This window comes from Actinospica acidithermotolerans (genome assembly GCF_018139625.1).
Taxonomy (GTDB): domain Bacteria; phylum Actinomycetota; class Actinomycetes; order Streptomycetales; family Catenulisporaceae; genus Actinospica; species Actinospica acidithermotolerans.
This window is the reverse complement of record NZ_JAGSOH010000116.1, coordinates 1-21,754: the sequence shown is the minus strand read 5'-3', so window position 1 is coordinate 21,754 and position 21,754 is coordinate 1. Positions and strand designations below refer to the sequence as shown.

Sequence of the window (21,754 nt, the reverse complement as noted above, 5' to 3'; positions counted from 1 at the left end):
CGGTAAGGCTGATGGGGGGCGGTGCTAGTACTGCGCCGCTTCCCGGTACAGCTGGCGGATCGCCGGCGTCAGCGCCGCGGCGTAGGTGATGTCGGAGCGGGTCCCGCCGTCCTGGTAGCCGCCCATCACGCCGACGACGGTGCCGATCCCGGTGTCCGGGTCGATGTCCGTGAGCACCGGGCCTCCGCTGATGCCGCCGGGGAAGCCGGCGCAGTCGAGTTCCAGCTGGGTGGGCGAGCGGAAGCGGACCCGGGTGCGGCAGGCGATCGGATCCGGGCTCGTATACGGGTAGCCGACCAGGACGGCGAGCCGCCCCGTGCTCGGGACGGCGCCGAAGTGCTCAGAACCGGTGACGAAGGCGAGCGGGCGCGGATCGCCCTGCCGTGCGACGGTCGCGAATGCGATGTCGAAGTCAGGGTTCTTCACCCCGTTCATCCACTGCGGCGGCCGGATGATCCGGGTCGGATACCAGACCCCGTACGGCCGGGAACCCTTGTCGGAGCCCGGAATGTACGCCACCGTCATCGGCGCGCCGATCCGCGAGACGACGCCGCCGAGGCAGTGCGCCGCGGTGGCGATCAGGTCGCCGCCCGCGCTGTCGACGGCGACCGCCGAGCACAGCTTCGCGCCCGGGGAGCCGTCCGGGTTCTGCCATACCAGCTCGCCGATCTGCGGCATGCCGCCGAAGGGCGCGCCGGCGAGCGGCGTCGAGGGCCGATTCGCGGTCAGCAGCACCGGCGGGGCGGGCAGGGCGGAGATCGTGCTCGCGGCGAGGAGGGGCGCGAAAAACTTCGCGACGAGCAAAGAGATCGGCGGCACGGGGATATGACTGCCCGTCATATCCCCGGCCACTCTACGCCGAACGAGTGGAACGGCCGGTAATCAGTTCGAGCGCTCGTTCTTTCGGCGTATGGAGGTCGGCTACAGCGGGTGGATGAGGGTTCGGTTGGTTCTCTGCGGTGGTTTTAAGGATTCACCGTCGGCGATCAATCGCTAACGTTCGGCGCGTACGGCGCCGCGTTCGACGCGGACGTCCTGCTTGTGGCCGCCGCAGCCGCAGGGGTTGCAGCGGCAGGGGTTGCAGGTGCAGCCGCGGTTGGCGCAGCCGCAGGCGGACTCCTGCGGCACGGGGGATTGCGACATCGCGAGCCCTTCTGTATTTGCGGGGGTATTACCGATACCCCATTCCCGGCCACGGCGAATACCACGCGTGAGCGAGACGGCGCACTCGGCGCACGCCAGGGGGTGATGAGGTGGCGTAAGCGGGGCGGGGCATAGTCCGGTCGGATCATTTATCGCCCCCAGCCGGGTCAACTGGACGCAAAAACGCACCGTGGAAAGGATTGGCGGGACTACCGTTGGGGAATGGCAAGGAACCACGCCGCCCCGTATCACGTCGAAGATGCCGTGCCTTCCGGGACTGTGCCGATCGGGGCCGCCGTGCTCGACCTGGGCGAGCAGCGCGTGGCCGAGCTCATCGAGTTCCGCCGCGACCTGCACGCGCACCCCGAGCTGGCCAGGCAGGAGCTGCGCAGCACCCGGGTCGTGGCCGAGCGGCTGCGCGCGGCCGGCCTCGAGCCCCGCGTCCAGTCCTCCGGAACCGGCCTGATCTGTGACATCGACGGCGATGACACCCTGTCTGCGCAGCGCGGCTTCCAGGGGCGCATCGCCCTGCGCGCGGACCTCGACGCGCTGCCGATCCAGGAGGCCCCCGGCCTCTCCTTCCGCTCCGTGCACGAGGGCGTCTCGCATGCCTGCGGCCACGACATCCACACCACCGTCGTGCTCGGCACCGGCCTCGCGCTGGCCGAGGCGGCGGCGCGCGGGCTCCCGGTCCCGGCCACCCGGCTGATCTTCCAGCCCTCCGAGGAGGTCATGCCCGGCGGCGCGCTGGACATGATCGGCTCCGGCGCGCTCGACGGCGTCGGCCGGATCGTCTCGCTGCACTGCGATCCCAAGGTGGACGCGGGCCGCATCGGACTGCGCGTCGGCCCGCTGACCGCCGCCTGCGACAAGCTCGCCGTGCGGCTGACCGGCCCCGGCGGCCACACCTCGCGCCCGCAGCTGACCGTGGATCTGGTGCACACCCTCGCCCATCTGGTCACCGAGCTGCCCGCGGCCCTGTCCCGCCGGGTCGATCCGCGGCACGGCCTGTCCCTCGTCTGGGGCGCCATCAACGCAGGTCAGGCCGCGAACGCGATCCCGCAGGCCGGCGAGGCGCACGGCACGGTCCGCTGCATGGACGAGCGCGCCTGGGCCGAGGCGCCGGACCTGGTCCTCGAACTCGTCGACTCGATCGCGGCGGTCTACGGCGCGAAGACCGAGCTCGACTACGTGCGCGGGGTCCCGCCGGTGGTCAACGACGTCGACGTCATCGACGAGATGCGCCGGGCGGCCGCCGAGGTCCTCGGCTCGGAGGGTTCCGTCTCGGTGGAGCAGTCGCTCGGCGGCGAGGACTTCAGCTGGTACCTGCGCCAGGTTCCGGGCGCCATGGCCCGCCTCGGCGTGCGCACCCCCGGCGACCCGGTGCAGCGCGATCTGCACCAGCCGAGCTTCCTGGCCGACGAGTCGGCGATAGGCGTCGGGGTGCGCTTCTTCACCCAGCTGATCCTCGGCGCCGGCCTCGACTGATCGACGGCCGCTCGGCCGCGAAAACAAGGCCCGTTCCCCCATCCGGCGGAACGGGCCTTCCGCGTTCCCGTTCCGGCGCGCTTGACGGGCCCTCTATCCGGCCGGGACCCGGCTTGGTAACGTTTTCCCAGCCGAGGCCGGAGCCCGCCCCTGGTGGTACCGTAAGTCAGCGAATAGTCACGGTTTGTGACGCTTCGCCCCGGTGCCGTCGGGAGTGCATCACGGATTCATCTCGACTTCCCACCGGGAGAGTTGCGTTACGCCTACTTCTGGAGAACTCGTAACAAAACGGTTCAGGTTTGGATCTATTCTCTCAGGCGTCGGTCAGGCCGTGACCGCGTTCTCTCAGGTTTCCCAACGTCGTGCGAGCGCCCGGACGGGCGGGGACGTTGGCCCGTCTCAGGAGGCATTCAGGGTGAAGAAGTCATTCAAGCTCGCCGCAGCGCTCTGCGCGGTCGGGCTGGCAGCTTCAGCGTGTGGATCGGCTCCCGTATCGACCACGTCGACATCCTCGGCGTCCTCGTGGAGCGCCTGCATGGTGACCGACACCGGCGGCATCGACGACCACTCCTTCAACGCCGAGTCGTGGGCCGGCATGCAGGACGCCGCCTCCGCCTCCGGCGGCAAGATCGGCGTCTCGTACGTGCAGTCCGCCACGGAAAACGACTACACGAGCAACATCGCGTCCTTGGTCAGCAAGGGCTGCAAGATGATCGTGACGGTCGGCTTCGCGATGGCCGACGCGACCACCGCGTCCTCGAAGAAGAACCCCAACCAGATGTACGCGATCGTGGACAACGCGTCGTCCGGCTCCAAGATCCAGGGTCTGCAGTTCAACACCGCGCAGGGCGCCTTCCTCGGCGGCTACTTCGCCGCGGCGATGACGAAGACCGGCAAGGTCGCCACCTTCGGCGGCGCCAAGTACCCGACCGTGACCGTCTACATGGACGGCTTCTGGGAGGGCGTGCAGTACTACAACGCCCAGAAGGGCAAGAACGTCCAGGTCCTGGGCTGGAGCGAGAAGACCCAGCAGGGCACGTTCGACACCTCGGCGAACCCCTTCGGTGACCAGTCCGGCGGCAAGTCGATCGCCCAGACCTTCCAGAGCCAGGGCGCGGACATCGTCTTCCCGGTGGCCGGCGGCACCGGCATCGGCGCCCTCGAGGCGGCCAAGGCGAGCAACGGCGCGCTGAACGCGATCTGGGTCGACGACGACGGCTTCTACTCCAACTCGGCGTACGCCTCCGTCATCATGACCTCGGTGACCAAGGGCATCGCGACCGCGGTGAAGACCTCGGTCACCGACGCCTACAACGGCAAGTTCACCTCGACGTCCTTCATCGGCACGCTGGCGAACAACGGCACCGGCCTCGCGCCGTTCCACGACTTCGCCTCGCAGGTGCCCGCCTCGCTGCAGAGCGAGCTCGCCACGGTGAAGGCGGACATCATCAGCGGCAAGATCAAGATCACCTCGGCCAACCAGCCCACCGCCTGATCCGCGGCCGCGGCTTCGACTCGCCGGGTGCGCAAGGCTTGCGCACCCGGCGGCTCGGGTTCGAGGGTTGTCTGACAGCGTTGACTGACAGTGTTGTCCGAAGTGACGTCTGAACCGACGTAGTAGACCGATGAAGTTCGACTGAAGACAGGTGAAGCGGTGCGGCTGGAATTACGCTCCATCACCAAGCGGTTCGGGTCGCTCGTGGCCAACGACCACATCGACCTGACCGTGGAGCCCGGGGAGATCCACTGCCTCCTCGGCGAGAACGGCGCCGGCAAGTCCACCCTGATGAACGTGCTCTACGGGCTCTACCAGCCCGAGGAGGGCGAGATCCGGGTCGACGGCGAGGTCAGGAAGTTCACCGGCCCGCGCGACGCGATCGCGTCCGGGATCGGCATGGTGCACCAGCACTTCATGCTCGTTCCCGTGTTCACCGTCGCGGAAAACGTTATCCTCGGCGACGAGGCGCCGCTCGGCACCGCCAAGGGCCCGCTGGGCCTGCTGGACCAGCGCCGCGCCCGCAAGCAGGTCAAGGAGGTCTCCGAGCGCTTCGGCCTTCCGGTCGACCCGGACGCCCTGATCGAGGACCTGCCGGTCGGCGTGCAGCAGCGCGTGGAGATCGTGAAGGCACTGGTCCGGGACGCGCAGACGCTGATCCTGGACGAGCCGACCGCCGTGCTCACCCCGCAGGAGATCGAGGACCTGTTCAAGGTCATGGACTCGCTGCGCAAGGCCGGCAAGAGCATCGTGTTCATCACGCACAAGCTCAAGGAGGTCCGGGCGATCGCCGACCGGATCACCGTGATCCGGCACGGCAAGGTCGTCGGCAGCGCCGACCCCTCGATGAGCGAGAACGAGCTCGCCGCCCTGATGGTCGGCCGCACCGTGCAGCTCGTGGTGGACAAGGAGCCCGCGCGGCCCGGCCCGGACAGCCTCGTGGTCAGCGGCCTGACCGTGCGCGACGTGCACGGCAACGCCGCGGTCGACGACGTCTCCTTCACCGTGCGCGGCGGCGAGATCCTCGGCGTCGCCGGCGTGCAGGGCAACGGCCAGTCCGAACTGGCCGAGGCGATGCTCGGCCTGGTCGCCGCCGAGTCGGGCTCCGTCCGGCTGGACGGCACCGAGCTGCTCGGCCGCACGCCACGCCAGGTGCTCGACTCCGGCGTCGGCTTCATCCCGGAGGACCGCGGGCACGACGGCGTGGTCGGCGAGTTCACCGTCGCCGAGAACCTCGTGCTCGACCTCTACAAGGCCGATGGCTTCGGCAAGCGGCTGTCCATCGACCTCGGGGCCGTGCAGAAGAACGCCGTCGAGCGCATCCGCGAGTTCGACATCCGGCCGACCGACCCGAAGCACCCGGCGGGCAAGCTCTCCGGCGGCAACCAGCAGAAGGTCGTCGTCGCGCGCGAGCTCTCCCGCCCGCTGAACCTGCTGGTCGCCTCGCAGCCGACCCGCGGCGTGGACGTGGGCGCGATGGAGTTCATCCACAAGCGGATCGTCGCCGAGCGCGACCTCGGGCGCCCGGTCGTGGTGGTCTCGACTGAGCTCGACGAGGTGCTCGCGCTGGCCGACCGGATCGCGGTGATGTACCGCGGCAAGATCGTGGACACGGTGGGCCCGGACACCCCGCGCGAACGGATCGGCCTGCTGATGGCCGGCATCACCGGGCCCGAGGACGAGCAGAGGCAGGAGCAGGCCGTGCAGGAGGCGGAGTCCAGGCCCTCGGCGGCCCCGAGCGCCGAAGCGCCGGAGATGAACATCGGGGAGGATTCGTGAGCACCCAGACCCCGCAGACCGAGCAGCCGCACACCCCAGTGCCGGAGCCCTCGCGCTTCAGCCGCATCGTGCGCGACCTGTTCACCGCCGAGAGCACGCCGCTGGTGACGTTCCTGGCGATCGTGCTGGCCCTGCTGGTCGGCGCGATCCTGATCATCATCTCCGACCCGGCGGCGATGCGCGAGCTCGGCTACTTCTTCTCCCGGCCGAGCGACTTCCTGAACAGCGCCTGGCACGACGTCTCGCACGGCTACCAGGACCTGTTCAAGGGCTCGATCTTCGACCCGGCCACCCTGCGCGGCACGCCCTCGCAGTTCTTCGGCCCGATCACCAACACGCTGGAGGACGCGACCCCGCTGATCTTCGGCGGCCTGGCCGTGACCATCGCGTTCCGCGGCGGCATGTTCAACATCGGCGGCCAGGGCATGACGATCGCCGGCGCGATCCTGACCACGTACGTGGCCTTCCAGTGGACCGGCATCCCCGGCGCGCTGCAGCTGGTGGTCGCCGTCCTCGCGGGCATCCTCGGCGGCGTGCTGCTCGGCGGCTTCGTCGGCTGGCTCAAGGCCAAGCGCGGCGCGCACGAGGTGGTCGTCACGATCATGCTCAACTACGTGATGCTGTTCTTCCTGACGAACTACCTGCTCACCACGACGGCGTTCCACGACCCGACCAAGGCCGGCCAGTCCATCTCGAAGCCGGCCTCGCCGAACGCGATCCTGCCGCACCTGTTCGGCCCCTCGCTCAACACCGACATCGGCCTGGTGCTCGCGCTCATCGCGACCGTGGTGGTCGGCTGGTTCTTCAACCGCTCCAAGCTGGGCTTCGAGATCCGCGCCGTCGGCCTGAACCCGGCCGCCGCGCGCACCAACGGCATCAGCGTCGGCCGCGCGCAGATCTGGGCGATGGTCATCTCCGGCGGCCTGATGGGCCTGATCGGCGTCACCCAGGTGCTCGGCCTGAACAACCCGAACAACAACTCGCTGAGCCCGAACATCGACGCCGGGCTCGGCTTCAACGCGATCACCGTCGCGCTGCTCGGCCGCACCAAGCCGTGGGGCGTGGTCTGGGCCTCGCTGCTGTACGGCGCGTTCCAGGCGGGCGCCTCGGTCATGCAGGCGAACGACGGGATCTCGACGGACATCATCTCCGTCATCGAGGCCCTGATCGTCATCTTCGTCTCCGCCCCGCAGCTGATCAAGGAGATCTTCCGGCTTCCCTCGCGCGAAGCCGCCGTCCCGGGAGCCGCCTCGTGACCACCGCCACCGTTACCCCGCACGCCGAGGTCGCCGCCCCGAGCAAGGATCGTTCGAAGCTCGTCGGCGGCATCTCGCAGGCCGTGGTCGGCGCCTTCGGGCTGTGGGCCTTCGCACTCGGCGAGCGCACCTCCTCGGGCGCCGACACCATCTTCGGGTTCTCCCTCACCCACGGCCAGAGCCAGGTCTCGGTGCCGGCCCAGGCCACCGCGCTCACGCTCAGCGCCATCGCGCTGGCCTGCGGCCTGGTGCGCATCTTCGCGCCGGTCGGCAAGACCGTGCTGCGCTGGCTGTCCGTGCTCTACATCGTGTGCATGGTGCTGGCGTTCCTGGTCTGGGCCGCCGCCGGCTCCTCGATCGGCCTGAACGTGCCGAGCATCCTGGAGCAGACCGCAGTCGCGACCGTGCCGCTCGTGCTCGGCGCGATGAGCGCGCTCGTCTCCGAGCGCTCCGGCATCGTCAACATCGCCGTCGAGGGCCAGTTCCTGTCCGGCGCGTTCACGGCGGCGCTGACCGCCTCGATGACCGGCTCGGTCTGGGTCGGCCTGATCGCGGGCATGCTGGCCGGCGCCGCGATGAGCTCGCTGCTGGCGCTGTTCGCCAACCGGTACATGATCGAGCAGGTCGTCCTCGGCGTCGTCATCAACGTGCTGGCGTCCGGCCTGACCGGCTTCTTCTACGACCGGCTGATGGCGCTCAACGGCGCCGAGTACAACACTCCGCCGATCTTCAACGCGCTGCGCATCCCGGGCCTGGCCTCGATCCCGGTGATCGGGCCGCTGTTCGACCAGAACATCGTGTTCTACGCGGCGTTCCTGTCCGTCCCGGTGCTGTGGTTCATGATCTACCGCACCCGCTGGGGACTGCGCACCCGCTCCATCGGCGAGCACCCGCTGGCCGCCGACACCGTCGGTATCAAGGTGCTGGGTCTGCGGTACAAGAACATGTTCTACGCGGGCCTGCTCTCCGGCCTCGGCGGCGTCTGGCTGACGATCGGCAACACCGGCCAGTTCGGCAAGGACATGTCCACCGGCCGCGGCTACATCGCCATCGCGGCGCTGATCGTCGGCAACTGGTCGCCGGTCGGCGCGTTCGCCGCCGCGGTGATGTTCGGCTTCGCGCTGGAGCTGCAGACCGCGCTCTCGCCGCTCTCGACCCCGATCCCCGGGGCGTTCCTGCAGATGGCGCCGTACCTGGTGACGATCTTCGTGGTGGCCGTGCTCGGCAAGAAGGTGCGTCCGCCGGCCGCCGAGAACAAGCCGTTCAAGAAGGGCTGACCATGAGCACGCCGGAAGTCGACTGGCCCGCCCTGCGCGACGTCGCCCGCGAAGCGATGCGGCGCTCGTACTCCCCGTACTCGGGTTTCCCGGTCGGCGCGGCGGCCCTGGTGGACGACGGCCGGGTCGTGTCCGGCTGCAACGTGGAGAACGCGTCGTACGGGGTCACCCTGTGCGCCGAGTGCTCGCTCGTCTCGCAGCTGGCCATGACCGGCGGCGGCCGCCTGGTCGCCTTCGCCTGCGTGGACGGCGAGGGCGACTGCCTGATGCCCTGCGGGCGCTGCCGCCAGCTGCTGTACGAATTCGGCGGCGACGAACTGCTGGTCGACACGCCGAAGGGCATCCAGCCCATGACGGCCGTGCTCCCGCAGGCGTTCGGGCCGCAGCACCTCCAGTAGATCCAGAGAAACGGGTGACATGGACGTCATCGACATCGTCGTCGCCAAGCGCGAGTCCCGGGAGCTGACGGACGAGCAGATCGACTGGCTCATCCCCGCGTACACCGGGGGAGTGGTCGCCGACGAGCAGATGTCGGCGCTGGCCATGGCGATCCTGCTCAACGGGATGACCCGGCGGGAGATCTCCCGGTGGACCGACGCGATGATCCGCACCGGCATCCGGATGGACTTCTCCGCGCTGGACCGGCCCACCTCGGACAAGCACTCGACGGGCGGCGTCGGCGACAAGATCACGCTGCCGCTGGCGCCGCTCGTCGCGTCCTGCGGGGCGGCGGTGCCGCAGCTCTCGGGCCGCGGCCTCGGCCACACCGGCGGCACCCTGGACAAGCTCGAGTCGATCCCCGGCTGGCGCGCGCAGCTCTCCGAGCGGGAGATGCTGGACGTGCTGCGCGAGGCCGGCGCCGTCGTGTGCGCGGCGGGGGAGGGCCTGGCGCCCGCGGACAAGAAGCTCTACGCGCTGCGCGACGTGACCGGCACCGTCGAGTCGATCCCGCTGATCGCCTCGTCCATCATGTCGAAGAAGATCGCCGAGGGCACCGGCGCGCTGGTGCTCGACGTGAAGGTCGGCACCGGCGCGTTCATGAAGGACCTGACGAAGGCGCGCGAGCTGGCCGAGACGATGGTCTCGCTCGGCACGGACCACGGCGTGAAGACCGTGGCGCTGCTGACGGACATGGACACGCCGCTCGGCCTCACGGCGGGCAACGCGCTCGAGGTGCGCGAGTCCGTCGAGGTGCTGGCCGGCGGCGGACCGGCGGACGTCGTCGAGCTCACCGTCGCGCTGGCTCGCGAGATGCTGGCCAACGCCGGGATCACCGGCGTGGACCCGGCCGAGAATCTGGGCAACGGCAAGGCGATGGACGCCTGGCGCCGGATGATCGCGGCCCAGGGCGGGGACCCCGACGCCGTGCTGCCGGTGGCCCGCGAACAGCACGTCATCACGGCGGACCGCAGCGGAACCCTGACACGCTTGGACGCGCTCCAGGTCGGCGTCGCGGCCTGGCGGCTCGGCGCGGGCCGCGCGCGCAAGGAGGATCCGGTGCAGGCGGGCGCGGGCGTCGAGATGCACGCGAAGCCCGGCGACGCCGTGACGGCGGGTCAGCCGCTGCTCACCCTGCACACCGATACACCGGAGCGCTTCGCGCCGGCGATCGAGTCGCTCGGCGGTGCGTGGGACATCGAACAAGGAAATGACGAATATGTAGCTCGTCAACTCTTGCTTGATCGCGTTGGCTGACAAGTACTATCGAACGCATGGCGTTGCTTTTCACCGAGGACGAGCTGCTCCAGGCGGCCGGACCGCGGAGCTTCGAACGTGGACTCGACTATGTGGAAGCGGTCGAGGAACTCGAGTTCGAGGGCGCGGAGATCAACGCCATCGTTACCGGCAGCTACGAGTACGACGTCACGATCTGGCGTGAGCGGGCAAAGCTCGAGGGCCAGTGCTCGTGCCCGTGGAGCCAGGAGGGGAACTTCTGCAAGCACTGCGTGGCCGTCGGCCTCGCGGCGCTCGCCGTCGACCGGCCTGAGGTGCCGCCGCCCGCGGCCTTCCCGGCCGGCCGTTCCGACCTCGAGTCCTGGATCGACGCCCTCAGCGCCGACGAGCTGCGCGACGAGCTGCGGGCCCTGATACGCGGCGATCGCGGCCTGCGCAGGCGCTTCGAGCTGCGCGCGGCGCAGGCCAGCCAGGACGTCGACCAGGTCCGCAAGCTCGCCCGCCAGCTGCTCGGCCGCGGCGGACTGCGCGAGCCCATAGAGTACGAGGACGCCTTCGACTACGCGCGCAACGTCCGCGAGGTCGCCGAGGCGATCAACGTGCTGATCGACAAGGCGCACGCGGCCGAAGCCGTCGACATCATCCGCGAGGCGCTCAGCGACACCAGAGCGGCCATAGAGGACGCAGAGAACTCCGACTCCGACGGCACCATCGCGCACGCCATGGCCCTGCTGCTGCCGATCCACCTGCGCGCCTGCCGCGGCACCAGCCCCGACCCCACCGAGCTCGCCCGCCACATCGCCGAGCACAACCTCGCCGTGCCCCACGAGTTCGAGTTCGCCTACGACGTCGCGGCGTACGCGGATCTGCTCGGCGAGGCGGGCGTCGAGCTGGTCTGCGACGCGTACCGCGCGGCCTACGAGCGCAATCCCAAGGGCTGGCGCGAGAAGCAGCTCATGGAGCAGCTGGTGCGCGCGAGCGGCGACCTCGACGCCCTGGTCGAATTCCTCGCCCGCGATCTCGACTCGCGCGGCTACCAGCACCTGCGCATAGCCCAGGAACTGGAGGCCGCCGACCGCGGCGACGAGGCCCTCAGATGGGCCGAGGCCGGCCTGCGCGACGCGACGGGCTTCATCGGCACCGACCTCGTCGAGTTCGTCGCACTCCGCTACGGCCAGGCCGGCCGCATGGAGGACCTGCTCGCCCTGCGCCGCACCAGGTTCCGCGCCGAGATGACCGTCTCGCACTACGAGCTCCTGCGCGAGACCGCCGAACGCGGCGGTGTCTGGGCCGAGGAGCGCGAGGCCGCCATGGGCCTGCTGCACGACGACCTCGCGAAGCAGGGCCCGAAGGCCCAGTTCGGCATGGGCCCGGTGCTGATCGACATCCTGGTGCTGGAGGGCGACTACGACGCCGCCTGGGAGCTGAGCCGCAAGGCCGGCAGCGAGCCCCAGCGCCTCAAACTCGCCGCCCTGGTCCGCGCCGACAAGCCGGCCGAGGCGCTGGAGGTCTACGAGCAGGCTCTGGCCCCGCTCCGCTCCCAGTCCGGCGATGACGCCTACCGCCGCGAGGTCGAACTGCTCCAGGCCATCCGCGCCTGCCACGCCCACCTGGGCACGGACGAGGTCTTCGCCGCGTACCTCGCGTCCTTCCGCAAGGACCAGCGCCGCAAGCGGAACTTGATGCGGCTGCTGGACTCGGTGGGGTTGGTGTAGCGGCGGCGGCAGACTCCGCACATGTGCAGCGGCCCGGTCCGCCGCCCGAGTCGGAGTCGAGCAGACGGGACCGGACCGCCGGGAGACCGTTCGCCGGACGGACCTCAGTCGCGCAGGTCCTGGAAGCGGTCGATGATCAGATCGGACAGCTCGTCGCGGCGGTCCTGGCTGAGGAAGCCGGCCTCGATCCCGTTCAGGGCGACGAGTTCCAGGTCGGACAGATCCCAGTTGAAGGCGTCGACCAGCAGCCCGAGCTCGCGCGAGGTCGAGGTGCCGCTCATCAGGCGGTTGTCGCAGCTGATGGTGATGGTGAAGCCGAGCTCGTAGAGCTTCTGCACCGGGTGCTCGGCGATCTTGCCGGCGATGCCGGTCTGCAGGTTGGAGGACGGGCACACCTCGAGCGCGATCCGGGTGTCGCGGACGAACGCGGCGAGGCGGCCGAGCCGGGCCTCGCCGTCCTCGTCGAAGGTGATGTCCTCGATGACGCGCACGCCGTGGCCGAGGCGCTGCGTTCCCAGCTGCACGGCCTTGGCGATGGAGGTGGGGCCGTCGGCCTCGCCGGCGTGGATGGTGAAGCGGAGGAACTGCTCGCGCAGGTAGTTGAACGCGTCGGCGTGCAGCTCGGGGCCGAAGCCGAGCTCCGGTCCGGCGATGTCGAAGCCGGCGACGCCCGAGTCGCGGTGCCGGACGGCGAGCTCGGCGATCTTCAGGCTGTGGCCCGGCTCGGTGTTCTGCCGCATCGCGGTCACCAGCGTGCCGACCTGGATCGGGTTCCCGGCGGCGATGCCGCGGTCCTCGCCCTCCCGGCAGCCCTCGTTCACGGCCTCGACCACCTGGTCCAGCGTCAGGCCGCCGCGCAGGTGCTGCTCCGGCGCGTAGCGCAGCTCCGCGTAGACGACGCCGTCGGCCGCCAGGTCCTCGACGGCCTCCGCGGCCACCCGGCGCAGCGCGTCAGCGCTCTGCATCACGGCGATGGTGTGGTCGAAGGTCTCCAGGTACCGCTCCAGCGAGCCGGAGTCGGCGGCGTCGCGGAACCACGTGCCGAGTTCGGCGGCGTCGGTCGTCGGCAGTCCGGTGTACCCGGCGGCGTGCGCGAGTTCGATCACGGTGGCCGGGCGCAGTCCGCCGTCGAGGTGGTCGTGCAGCGCCACCTTGGGGACCCGCCGGAGCACGTCCTCGGTCAGCGCGATGGGGGCAGGGACAATCTCGTCGGTCATGGCGCCAGACTACGGGACGCGGCCCGCCGGCAGACCGGATCCGGCCAAGCCGCCAGGGTCCTCGCCCGGCCGGCCGCGCTGCCGCTACTGCCCCGAGCCGGTGTCCGCCGAGCCGCTGGCCGAGGGCGAGGCGGTGCCGAGATTGGGCAGGTAGGCGGGGGCGCCGAAGTTCTCCGAGTAGTCGTAGCAGCTGTTCCACAGCTCGCTGCCGTCGGCCGTGAGCGTGCCGACGGAGGGCGCGTTCAGGTCCGACTGGATGGAGCAGACGATCTGCGCCTTCGCCGCGGGGTCGAGCGGCATCGAGTACTGGTAGTTCCACTGCTGGTCGCGCGCCGTGTACGAGACGATCGACAGGTTCCCGGGGACCGCCGAGGTGTACCCGTCGGCCGTGTCGGTGGTGTTCGGGCCCTTGATCAGCGCGGCCATGACCACCTCCTGGGTCACCGGGTCGCTGGTGTAGCGCACGACCGGGGTCAGCTTGTGATCGTGGAAGAAGTACAGCTCGTACTCGTTCTCGCCGTTGGGGTTGCCGGTGCCGGTCACGTCGTTGGCCGCTTGCAGCGTGGGGGCCGCGCCGACCACCTTCATCCCGCTGGACTGGATCCCGCAGCCCGCGAGGCTGAGCGCCCCGACCATTCCGGCGAACGCCGCCGCCACGCCCTTGCCGCGCCGGTGCAGCGGGACGCGCGTAGTGGCGGTCACCGGGTCCTCGCCTCCCACTGGCGTGTGTCGTGCCCCGACGCGGAGAGCAGCGCGCCCAGGGTCTCCTGATCCGGCTCGGTCTCCGGCGACGCGGGATGCCGAGGCAGTCTGAAGGTGAAGACGGCTCCGCCTTGCGGCCGGTTCCGCGCCGAGAGCTCGCCGTTGTGCAGCCGCGCGTTCTCCCACGCGATGGCCAGGCCCAGGCCGCTGCCCTCGCTGCGGCCGCGCGCCTTGTCCGCCTTGTAGAAACGCTCGAAGATGTGCGGCAGGGCGTTCTCCGGGATGCCGGGGCCGTTGTCCGCGACCTCGATCAGCAGCGTGTCGGGGTACTCGTGCACGGTCAGCTCGACCGGCTCGCCGCCGTGCTTGAGGGCGTTGCCGCACAGGTTGGCCAGCACCACGTCGATCCGCCGCGCGTCCACCTGCACCGGCAGCACCCGCGGCGCGCGCACCCGGACCTTCTCGCCCCAGCCGCGCGCCTCGATGGTCGCCTCGATCAGCTCCGGCAGGTTCACGTCCTCGACGCGCATGCCCGCGGTGCCGGCGTCCATCCGGGAGATCTCCATCAGGTCCTCGACCAGCCGGGCGAGCCGCTTCGTCTCGTTCGCGATCAGGTGCGCGGCGGAGACCGTGGTCGGGTCGGCGTCCTCGACGTCCTCGAGCACCTCGGTGACGGCCGTCATCGCGGTCAGCGGGGTGCGCAGCTCGTGCGAGACGTCCGCGACGAAGCGCCGGGACGCCGCGTCCATCGCGCGCAGCTCCTCCATCGACAGCGCCAGCGCGCGTGCGGTCTCGTTGAAGGTGCGCGAGACGTCGGCGAGCTCGTCCGAGCCGTTGACCTCGAGGCGCACCTCCAGATCGCCGCGGCCGAGCCGGCGCGCGGCCATGCCGAGCCGCCTGATCGGAAGCAGGATGTTGCGGCTCGCGAAGAAGGCCACGACCGTCGCGCCGAGCAGCGCGAGCAGGGTCGAGATCGCGCCGATCAGCACCAGGTTGTCCAGGACGTGCTGCTCCTGGCTGAGGTCCGTGAACGTGTACAGCTGCACGCCGGAGGGCTGCAGCGTCGCGCCGGTCAGGATGTAGGGCGTGCCGCCGATCGACGTGCGCTCCTGCACCATGGCGTTCGCCGCGGCCGACTTGAAGGCGGCGGGCACGCCGTCGAGGTTGGAGTTGCTGGAGATCGTTCCGACGGACGGGCTGATGATCACGACCGCGTCGCCGTTCTTGGCGATCGTGTTGGCGACCTGGTGCAGCGAGTTGGCGATCGTCGCCTCCTCGTACTGCTTGGTCGAGGCCGTGCCGCCGGTCTGCAGCTGGTCGCCGTACGCGGTGAAGTCGTCCGTCAGGTTGCTGACGGCGGTCTGCTGCGCCTTGTCCAGCATGACGGCGCGCGTCAGGTAGTACGACGCGCTCGTGATGATGATCGCGGTGATCACGGCGACGGCGGCGAAGCCCGCGAACAGCCGCGGCCGGATGCCGCCGAGCCGCCAGCCGCGCCGGTGCAGGCCGCGCCGCCACCAGCCGACGCCGCGCCGCTCGATGCGCGCCTGCGCCGCCTGCTGCCGCAGCTCCCGGTTCTCGCGTCTGCTCACGCCGCCCCCGTCCGGTGAGACGTGGATGTCCTCATCGCGGCGGGTCCAACCGGTAGCCGATGCCGCGGACCGTGCGGATCAGCTGCGGATCCCCGGGGACGAGCTCCACCTTGGCGCGCAGCCGCTGGACGCACGCGTCCACCAGCCGGGAGTCGCCGAGGTAGTCGTGGTCCCAGACCAGCCGCAGCAGCTGCTGCCTGGACAGGGCCTGGCCAGGCCGCCGGGAGAGCTCGACCAGCAGCTTGAGCTCGGTCGGGGTGAGCGAGATCGGCGAGCCGCCGCGGGAGACGATCATGGCCGAGCGGTCCACCGCCAGGTCGCCGAAGACCGCGACGTCGGCCTGCTCCGGGACGGCCCCGCCGTGCCGCCGCAGCACCGCCCGGATGCGCGCGTCCAGGACGCGCGGCTGGACCGGCTTGACCACGTAGTCGTCGGCGCCGGACTCGAGCCCGACGACCACGTCTATGTCGTCGCTGCGGGCCGTCAGGAGGATGATGGGAACCTGGTCGGTGCGCCGGATCCGGCGGCAGACCTCGAAGCCGTCGAGGCCGGGCAGCATGACGTCGAGCACGACCAGCTCGGGCCGCTGGCTCTGCCAGAGCTCCAGGCCCTCCTCGCCGGTGGCGGCGGCGGTCACGCGGTGACCCTGGCGGGTCAGCGCGAGTTCGATCGCCATCCGGATGGAGGGGTCGTCTTCGACGAGCAGGAGACTAGGCACCTACCCATTTTTACCGATGAAAAGCCTGGACGCGGTAGTCGAAGCTTAAATTCGCAATCCGGACAGACCCTCGCGACGGGTGGTAGCCGTACGGTCTCGCGCCGTGTCCGTTCGGGGGAAGTAGATCACGTCCCGTATCGGGCATTTCACCCCCGGTGGGTAACGTACGCCACCCCGCTGGCCCTGTGGCAAAGCTGTGACGTGAATCGGACTGCGCGATGAAGAGCGGGGACAAAGGTGGTAGCCATGAGCTTCCCGACTCAGGCACCTCCTGTCCCCGCCGAAAAAGTTGACGCGGCCCGCCCCGCGAACGGTTCCCCGGCGGTTGATAACGCTTCGGCCACGATTCCCGGCGATTTCGCCGCGTACGTCGCGGAACGGCGCTCCTCGCTGCTGCGCACCGCGCACCAGGTGGCCGGCGACCGCACCGAGGCCGAGGACCTGCTGCAGGAGGGCCTGCTCAAGACGTACCAGGCCTGGCACCGGATCGAGGACAAGGCCGTGGTCGGCTCGTACCTGCGCCGGACCATGACGAACCACCAGATCTCGCAGTGGCGCAAGCGCCGGGTGGAGGAGTACCCGACCGACGAGCTGCCCGAGCGCCCGTACGACGGCGAGTCGATGACCCAGGTCGAGATGCGGGTCGCGGTGGCCCGCGCGCTCGGCCGGCTCTCCGCGCGGGACCGCGAGGCGCTCTCGCTGCGCTACTACGGCTCTTACACCGACACCGAGATCGCCGAGCGCATGGGCGTATCCGTCGGCACGGTGAAGTCCGCGCTCTGGCGGGCCCTGCGCAAGCTGCGCGAGGACCCGTCGCTGCGCCCGCTCGCCATGTACGTCACCGCCAACTCCGAGTGGCTGGAACCGGTCGCAGCCGCGGCCTGACGCGCAGTCATTTTGCGCGGAGTTTCCTCAGTCCCTGGACATCCGGCCTGGCGAGCCCCTCAACCCGCTCGATAGGCTCTGCGCCGACGCGCACCGCCCATCCGATGAAACCCAGGGAAAGTCACGTTCTCATGACAGATGCGATCAAGAAGCTGCGCGAGCCCGCGGCGCTCGGTGCCGCGGCGTACGCGGCGCTCAGCGTCCTGGCCTCCGTGATCGAACTGCTGTTCACCAGCGGCGGGAGCTTCTCCGACACCGCCGCCGGGCAGATGGGGAATCTGCTCAACTTCCCGGTGGCGCTGGCGATCGCGATCGCCGTCTACCTGGCCAACCACGTGGACCCGGCGCTGGCCAGGGCCCGCCTGGTCACGCTGGTCGGCCTCGGCACCGCCGCGGTGGCCGCGGTCTTCGGCGTGGTGGCGTTCTTCGCGAGCTTCGGCGCCGACGTGTCCGGCACCGACAAGTTCGCCTTCTTCCTCGCCGGCGCGGGCGGCGCGGCCGCGATCGGCGTGGCCGCCTGGTACGCCTGGCTGACCTGGCAGACGCACGCCCCGGCCAGGCCGGCCAACCCGGCTCCGGCCCAGGCCCCCGGCGCGAACTGGGGCGGCCCGCAGGCGCCGCAGCAGCAGCCGGGCCAGGCCCCGCAGGGCCAGGCGGCCGCCGGCTTCTCCTGGACGCCGGGCAACGCCAACGAGCAGACCGCCTACCTGCCGCCGCAGCAGCAGGCTCCGGCCCAGCCGCAGACCCTGCAGGCGCAGCAGTCCGCGACCGGGTCCTACTCGGTGCCGCCGTCGATGCGGCCGCAGCAGCCCGGCCAGGGCCAGCCCGGCCCGCAGCAGGCGCAGCAGCAGACGCAGATGATGCCGCCGGTCCCGCCGACCATGCAGGAGTACGCCCCGAACCCGCAGCCCTGGCAGCCGGGCCCGGGCGGAGCCGGCGCGCCGCAGCAGCAGCCGGGCCAGCAGACCCAGCAGACGCAGCAGACCCAGCAGCAGCCGACGCAGCAGGAGAACGAGGGTCAGGGCCCGTTCGGCGTCGGCAACTGGCAGTAGCCGCCGCCGGTCCCCGGCACATCCGCGGCCGACGGTGAGCGGCGGTCTGTTCGTGCGCCAGGCCGGTCGCTCGGGCCGGCCGCCACTTGTTGGTCCGACCCGTTCGGGGCAAGGCCTTCCGCCGAAGCACCTCTGCGGCGCTAGGCCTGCCGGCGGGGTTGGACCGGGACGGCCCGGACGCCCGCGATGTTTCACGGTCACGGAGTCGTTGGGCGACCGACGTGACACGCCGCCGCGGCCCCGTTCCCAGGACTCGGGAACGGGGCCGCGGCGTATACGTGCAACCGCCGTCAGGCGCCGACCGGATGCCAGACCGTCTTCGTCTCCAGGAACGCCGTCAGCCGCGCGGTGCCCGGCGCCTGCGTCCAGTCCGCGGGCGCGGAGCTCGGCCGCAGCACCCGCTTGAGGTTCTCCGCCGCCATCTGCTCCAGCGACGTCGCGAACCCGGCGTCCGCGATCCCGGCCAGGTCCAGCGCGTCCACGTCCATGTGCTCGGCCAGCGGCTTGCCCAGCTCGGCCGGGCTGCCCGTCAGGATGTTGACGACGCCGCCGGGCAGGTCGGAGGTGGCCAGCACCTCGGCGAGGGTGACCGCGGGCAGCGCGGCGGAGTCCGGCGCGACCAGCACCGCCGTGTTGCCCGCCGCGATCGCCGGGGCCAGCACCGACACGAGGCCGAGCAGCGCGGGCCGCTCGGGGGCGAACAGCGCCACCACGCCGGTGGGCTCGGGCGAGGAGACGTTCCAGAACGGCCCGGCCACCGGGTTGGCCGCCGAGCGGATCTGGCCGATCTTGTCGGTCCAGCCCGCGTACCAGACCCAGCGGTCGATCGCCGCGTCCACCTCCGCCGCGGCCTTCGCCTCCGAGAGCCCCTCCACCGAGCGCACCTCGGCGGCGAACTGCGCGCGCCGCCCCTCCAGCATCTCGGCGATCCGGTAGAGGATCTGGCCCCTGAGGTACGCGGTCGCCCCGGACCAGCCGGAGAACGCGCCGCGCGCCTTGCCGACCGCGTCGCGCGCGTCCTTGCGCGAGGCGAGCGCGGCGTTCGCCAGGAACGTGCCGTCCGGGGCGGTCACCTGGTAGCTCCGTCCGCTCTCCGAGCGCGGGAACGCGCCGCCGATGTACAGCTTGTAGGTCTTGCGCACGTCGAGGCGCACCGGCGAGGCCGGGGACGCGGCCTCCGGGCCCACCGGGGCCGTGACGCTCGCGGCGGCCTCCGGCGCGGCGGCGGGAGCCTTCTTCGCGGTCTTCTTAGCCGTGGTCTTCTCAGACATCGAGGTAGGCCTCCAGGCCGTGCAGGCCGCCCTCGCGGCCGTAACCGGACTCCTTGTACCCGCCGAACGGCGAGGTCGGGTCGAACTTGTTGAAGGTGTTGGCCCACACCACGCCGGCCCGCAGCCGCTTCGCCATGCTCAGGATCCGCGAGCCCTTCTCCGTCCACACGCCCGCGGACAGGCCGTACGGCGTGTTGTTGGCCTTCGCGATCGCCTCGTCCGGCGTGCGGAAGGTGAGCACGGACAGCACCGGCCCGAAGATCTCCTCGCGCGCGATCCGGTGCGTGGCCGAGACGTTCGTGAAGATCGTCGGCGCGAACCAGAAGCCGTTGACCGGCAGCTCGCACGGCGGCGACCAGCGCTCCGCGCCCTCCGCCTCGCCGGCCGCGGTCAGCTCCGTGATCCGGGCCAGCTGCTCGGCCGAGTTGATCGCGCCGATGTCCGTGTTCTTGTCCAGCGGGTCGCCGAGGCGCAGCGTGCCCATCCGGCGGCGCAGCGCGTCGAGCAGCTCGTCCTGGATCGACTCCTGCACCAGCAGCCGGGAGCCCGCGCAGCAGACCTGCCCCTGGTTGAAGAAGATCGAATCGATGATCCCCTCGACGGCCTGGTCGATCGGGGCGTCGTCGAACACGATGTTCGCCGCCTTGCCGCCGAGCTCCAGCGTCAGCTTCTTGTCGCTGCCGGCCACGGTGCGCGCGATCTGCCGGCCCACGGCCGTCGAGCCGGTGAACGCGACCTTGTCCACGCCCGGGTGCGCGACCAGCGCCGCGCCCGTCTCACCCGCGCCGGTCACGATGTTGACCACGCCGGCGGGCAGGTCCGCCTGCCGGCAGATCTCCGCGAACAGCAGCGCGGTCAGCGGCGTCGTCTCCGCGGGCTTGAGCACCACCGTGTTTCCGCAGGCCAGGGCGGGCGCGATCTTCCACGCCAGCATCAGCAGCGGGAAGTTCCACGGGATCACCTGCGCCGCGACGCCGAGGGCGCGCGGGTTCGGCCCGTAGCCGGCGAACTCGAGCTTGTCCGCCCAGCCCGCGTAGTGGAAGAAGTGCGCGGCGACCAGCGGCACGTCCACGTCCCTGGTCTCCCGGATCGGCTTGCCGTTGTCGATCGACTCAAGCACGGCCAGCTCGCGGGCCCGCTCCTGGATGATCCGCGCGATCCGGAACAGGTACTTGGCCCGCTCCGTACCCGGCATGCGCGACCAGACTTCTTCGTAGGCCCGGCGCGCCGCGGCCACCGCGCGGTCGACGTCCTGCGCGGAGGCCTCGCCGATCTCGGCGAGCGCCTCGCCGGTGGCCGGGTTCACGCTCTTGAAGGCCCCGCCGGTCGCCGGGACGAACTCGCCGCCGATGAACAGCTCGTAGCTCGGCTTGATGTCCACGATCGCGCGCGACTCGGGCGCGGGCGCGTAGTCGAAGATGCCCATTTCTCTCGCCCTCTCGGTCAGTCGACGGTCACGTAGTTCGGGCCGGAGTAGCGCCCGGTGGCCAGCTTCTGGCGCTGCATCAGCAGATCGTTCAGCAGGGACGAGGCGCCGAAGCGGAACCAGTCCGGCGAGAGCCAGCCCTCGCCCAGCGTCTCGTTCACCGTCACCAGGTACTTGAGCGCGTCCTTGCTGGTGCGGATGCCGCCCGCGGGCTTCATCCCGACCTTGCGGCCGGTCTGCCCGGTGTAGTCGCGCACCGCCTCCAGCATCAGCAGGGTGACCGGCAGCGTCGCCGCCGGGGTCACCTTGCCGGTGGAGGTCTTGATGAAGTCGGCCCCGGCCAGCATCGCCAGCCAGGAGGCCCGGCGCACGTTGTCGTACGTGGCCAGCTCGCCCGTCTCCAGGATCACCTTCAGGTGCGCGTCGCCGCACGCGCCCTTCACGGCCGCGATCTCGTCGAAGACGTCCTGGAAGCGCCCGGACAGGAACGCCCCGCGGTCGATCACCATGTCGACCTCGTCCGCGCCCGCCTCGACGGCGAACCGGGTGTCCGCCAGCTTGACCGCGAGCGAGGAGCGGCCGGAGGGGAACGCGGTGGCGACGGACGCCACGTGGATCCCGGTGCCCCGCAGCTCCTGCTTGGCCACGGCGACCATGTCCGGGTACACGCAGACCGCGGCGGTGGAGGGGCAGGTCGGGTCGCCCGGATCCGGGCGGCGGGCCTTCGCGCACAGCGAGCGGACCTTGCCGGCAGTGTCGGCGCCCTCCAGCGTGGTCAGGTCGATCATGCGGATCGCCAGGTCGATGCCCGCGGCCTTGGCCGTTGTCTTGATCGACCGGGTGCCGAGCCGGGCGGAGCGGGCCTCCAGGCCCACCTTGTCCACCCCGGGCAGACCGAGCAGGAAGCGCCGCAGCGCGGCGTCGCTGCTGGTCACCCCGCTGAGGTCGTAGTTCGAGTGCGGCCGCGTCGCCGCCGGGAGGGTGCTGGTCACGCATCCACAGTAATCCACCGGCGGAGGCATCGTGCAAACGTTCTCCGAGCGTGGGCGCAGGCGGGGCGGGGG

General features: G+C 70.8%; 20 protein-coding genes. 10 read left to right on the top strand and 10 right to left on the bottom strand.

The genetic code is table 11. The features are described 5' to 3' along the window. Positions 1-24 precede the first annotated feature (24 nt). Both KDK95_RS27855 and KDK95_RS27850 read right to left on the bottom strand, forming a co-directional pair. Positions 25-840 (bottom strand): trypsin-like serine peptidase, encoded by an 816-nt coding sequence (locus tag KDK95_RS27855; RefSeq protein ID WP_212521280.1) that lies wholly within the window; start codon positions 838-840, stop codon positions 25-27. A gap of 153 nt (positions 841-993) precedes the next feature. Further along, positions 994-1,143 carry a hypothetical protein gene (locus KDK95_RS27850; protein ID WP_212521279.1) on the bottom strand — a complete coding sequence of 50 codons (150 nt, stop codon included), beginning with the start codon at positions 1,141-1,143 and terminating at the stop codon, positions 994-996. Positions 1,144-1,365: 222 nt separating this feature from the next. Here KDK95_RS27850 and KDK95_RS27845 point away from each other — a divergent pair, with 222 nt between their 5' ends. Next, positions 1,366-2,631, top strand: coding sequence for an amidohydrolase (locus tag KDK95_RS27845; RefSeq protein WP_212521278.1), 1,266 nt, complete (start codon positions 1,366-1,368; stop codon positions 2,629-2,631). A gap of 399 nt (positions 2,632-3,030) precedes the next feature. On the opposite strand, the gene KDK95_RS36330 is transcribed toward KDK95_RS27845, so the two are convergent. After that, positions 3,031-3,189, bottom strand: a complete 159-nt coding sequence (locus KDK95_RS36330) for a hypothetical protein (RefSeq protein WP_249162006.1) — start codon at positions 3,187-3,189, stop codon at positions 3,031-3,033. On the opposite strand from KDK95_RS36330, the gene KDK95_RS27840 reads away from it, so the two are divergent. From KDK95_RS27840 to KDK95_RS27810, 7 genes are all read left to right on the top strand, one after another. Further along, positions 3,167-4,126, top strand: coding sequence for a BMP family lipoprotein (locus tag KDK95_RS27840; protein WP_249162005.1), 960 nt, complete (start codon positions 3,167-3,169; stop codon positions 4,124-4,126). The genes KDK95_RS36330 and KDK95_RS27840 overlap by 23 nt on opposite strands. Before the next feature lie 159 nt (positions 4,127-4,285). After that, complete coding sequence (locus tag KDK95_RS27835) at positions 4,286-5,905, top strand: ABC transporter ATP-binding protein (protein ID WP_212521276.1); 1,620 nt, start codon at positions 4,286-4,288, stop codon at positions 5,903-5,905. Next, positions 5,902-7,161: an ABC transporter permease gene (locus KDK95_RS27830; protein ID WP_212521275.1), complete on the top strand. Its 1,260-nt coding sequence runs from the start codon at positions 5,902-5,904 to the stop codon at positions 7,159-7,161. The genes KDK95_RS27835 and KDK95_RS27830 overlap by 4 nt, the downstream gene beginning before the upstream one ends. Then, entirely contained in the window at positions 7,158-8,438 is a 1,281-nt protein-coding gene (locus KDK95_RS27825; RefSeq protein ID WP_212521274.1) for an ABC transporter permease, read from the top strand. The genes KDK95_RS27830 and KDK95_RS27825 overlap by 4 nt, the downstream gene beginning before the upstream one ends. 2 nt (positions 8,439-8,440) lie before the next feature. Continuing rightward, positions 8,441-8,836 (top strand): cytidine deaminase, encoded by a 396-nt coding sequence (locus KDK95_RS27820; protein ID WP_212521273.1) that lies wholly within the window; start codon positions 8,441-8,443, stop codon positions 8,834-8,836. A gap of 19 nt (positions 8,837-8,855) precedes the next feature. Next, on the top strand, positions 8,856-10,133 hold the full coding sequence (locus KDK95_RS27815) for a thymidine phosphorylase (protein ID WP_212521272.1): 1,278 nt from the start codon (positions 8,856-8,858) through the stop codon (positions 10,131-10,133). A 17-nt stretch (positions 10,134-10,150) separates the two neighbouring features. Continuing rightward, entirely contained in the window at positions 10,151-11,827 is a 1,677-nt protein-coding gene (locus KDK95_RS27810; protein ID WP_212521271.1) for an SWIM zinc finger family protein, read from the top strand. Positions 11,828-11,931: 104 nt separating this feature from the next. Here the strand turns inward: KDK95_RS27810 and KDK95_RS27805 are convergent, their stop codons facing one another. The 4 genes from KDK95_RS27805 to KDK95_RS27790 form a co-directional block, all read right to left on the bottom strand. Continuing rightward, positions 11,932-13,044 carry an adenosine deaminase gene (locus KDK95_RS27805; protein WP_249162004.1) on the bottom strand — a complete coding sequence of 371 codons (1,113 nt, stop codon included), beginning with the start codon at positions 13,042-13,044 and terminating at the stop codon, positions 11,932-11,934. An 84-nt stretch (positions 13,045-13,128) separates the two neighbouring features. Next, positions 13,129-13,746 carry a GerMN domain-containing protein gene (locus KDK95_RS27800; protein ID WP_212521270.1) on the bottom strand — a complete coding sequence of 206 codons (618 nt, stop codon included), beginning with the start codon at positions 13,744-13,746 and terminating at the stop codon, positions 13,129-13,131. Beyond that, positions 13,743-15,338, bottom strand: coding sequence for an ATP-binding protein (locus KDK95_RS36325; RefSeq protein WP_212521269.1), 1,596 nt, complete (start codon positions 15,336-15,338; stop codon positions 13,743-13,745). Before KDK95_RS36325 ends, KDK95_RS27800 begins: the two co-directional genes overlap by 4 nt. A 31-nt stretch (positions 15,339-15,369) precedes the next feature. After that, complete coding sequence (locus tag KDK95_RS27790) at positions 15,370-16,056, bottom strand: response regulator (RefSeq protein WP_212521268.1); 687 nt, start codon at positions 16,054-16,056, stop codon at positions 15,370-15,372. A gap of 246 nt (positions 16,057-16,302) precedes the next feature. Between KDK95_RS27790 and KDK95_RS27785 the strand changes: the two genes are divergently transcribed. Both KDK95_RS27785 and KDK95_RS27780 read left to right on the top strand, forming a co-directional pair. Further along, complete coding sequence (locus KDK95_RS27785; protein ID WP_212521267.1) at positions 16,303-16,941, top strand: SigE family RNA polymerase sigma factor; 639 nt, start codon at positions 16,303-16,305, stop codon at positions 16,939-16,941. Positions 16,942-17,072: 131 nt separating this feature from the next. Continuing rightward, complete coding sequence (locus KDK95_RS27780) at positions 17,073-17,993, top strand: hypothetical protein (protein WP_212521266.1); 921 nt, start codon at positions 17,073-17,075, stop codon at positions 17,991-17,993. A gap of 290 nt (positions 17,994-18,283) precedes the next feature. On the opposite strand, the gene KDK95_RS27775 is transcribed toward KDK95_RS27780, so the two are convergent. From KDK95_RS27775 to deoC, 3 genes are read right to left on the bottom strand one after another with little or no spacing between them, the layout of a single operon-like run. Next, positions 18,284-19,264 (bottom strand): aldehyde dehydrogenase family protein, encoded by a 981-nt coding sequence (locus tag KDK95_RS27775; protein WP_212521265.1) that lies wholly within the window; start codon positions 19,262-19,264, stop codon positions 18,284-18,286. Further along, entirely contained in the window at positions 19,257-20,684 is a 1,428-nt protein-coding gene (locus tag KDK95_RS27770) for an aldehyde dehydrogenase family protein (RefSeq protein WP_372463397.1), read from the bottom strand. Before KDK95_RS27770 ends, KDK95_RS27775 begins: the two co-directional genes overlap by 8 nt. A 23-nt stretch (positions 20,685-20,707) precedes the next feature. Next, positions 20,708-21,682, bottom strand: a complete 975-nt coding sequence (deoC, locus tag KDK95_RS27765) for a deoxyribose-phosphate aldolase (protein ID WP_307844725.1) — start codon at positions 21,680-21,682, stop codon at positions 20,708-20,710. Positions 21,683-21,754 lie beyond the last annotated feature (72 nt).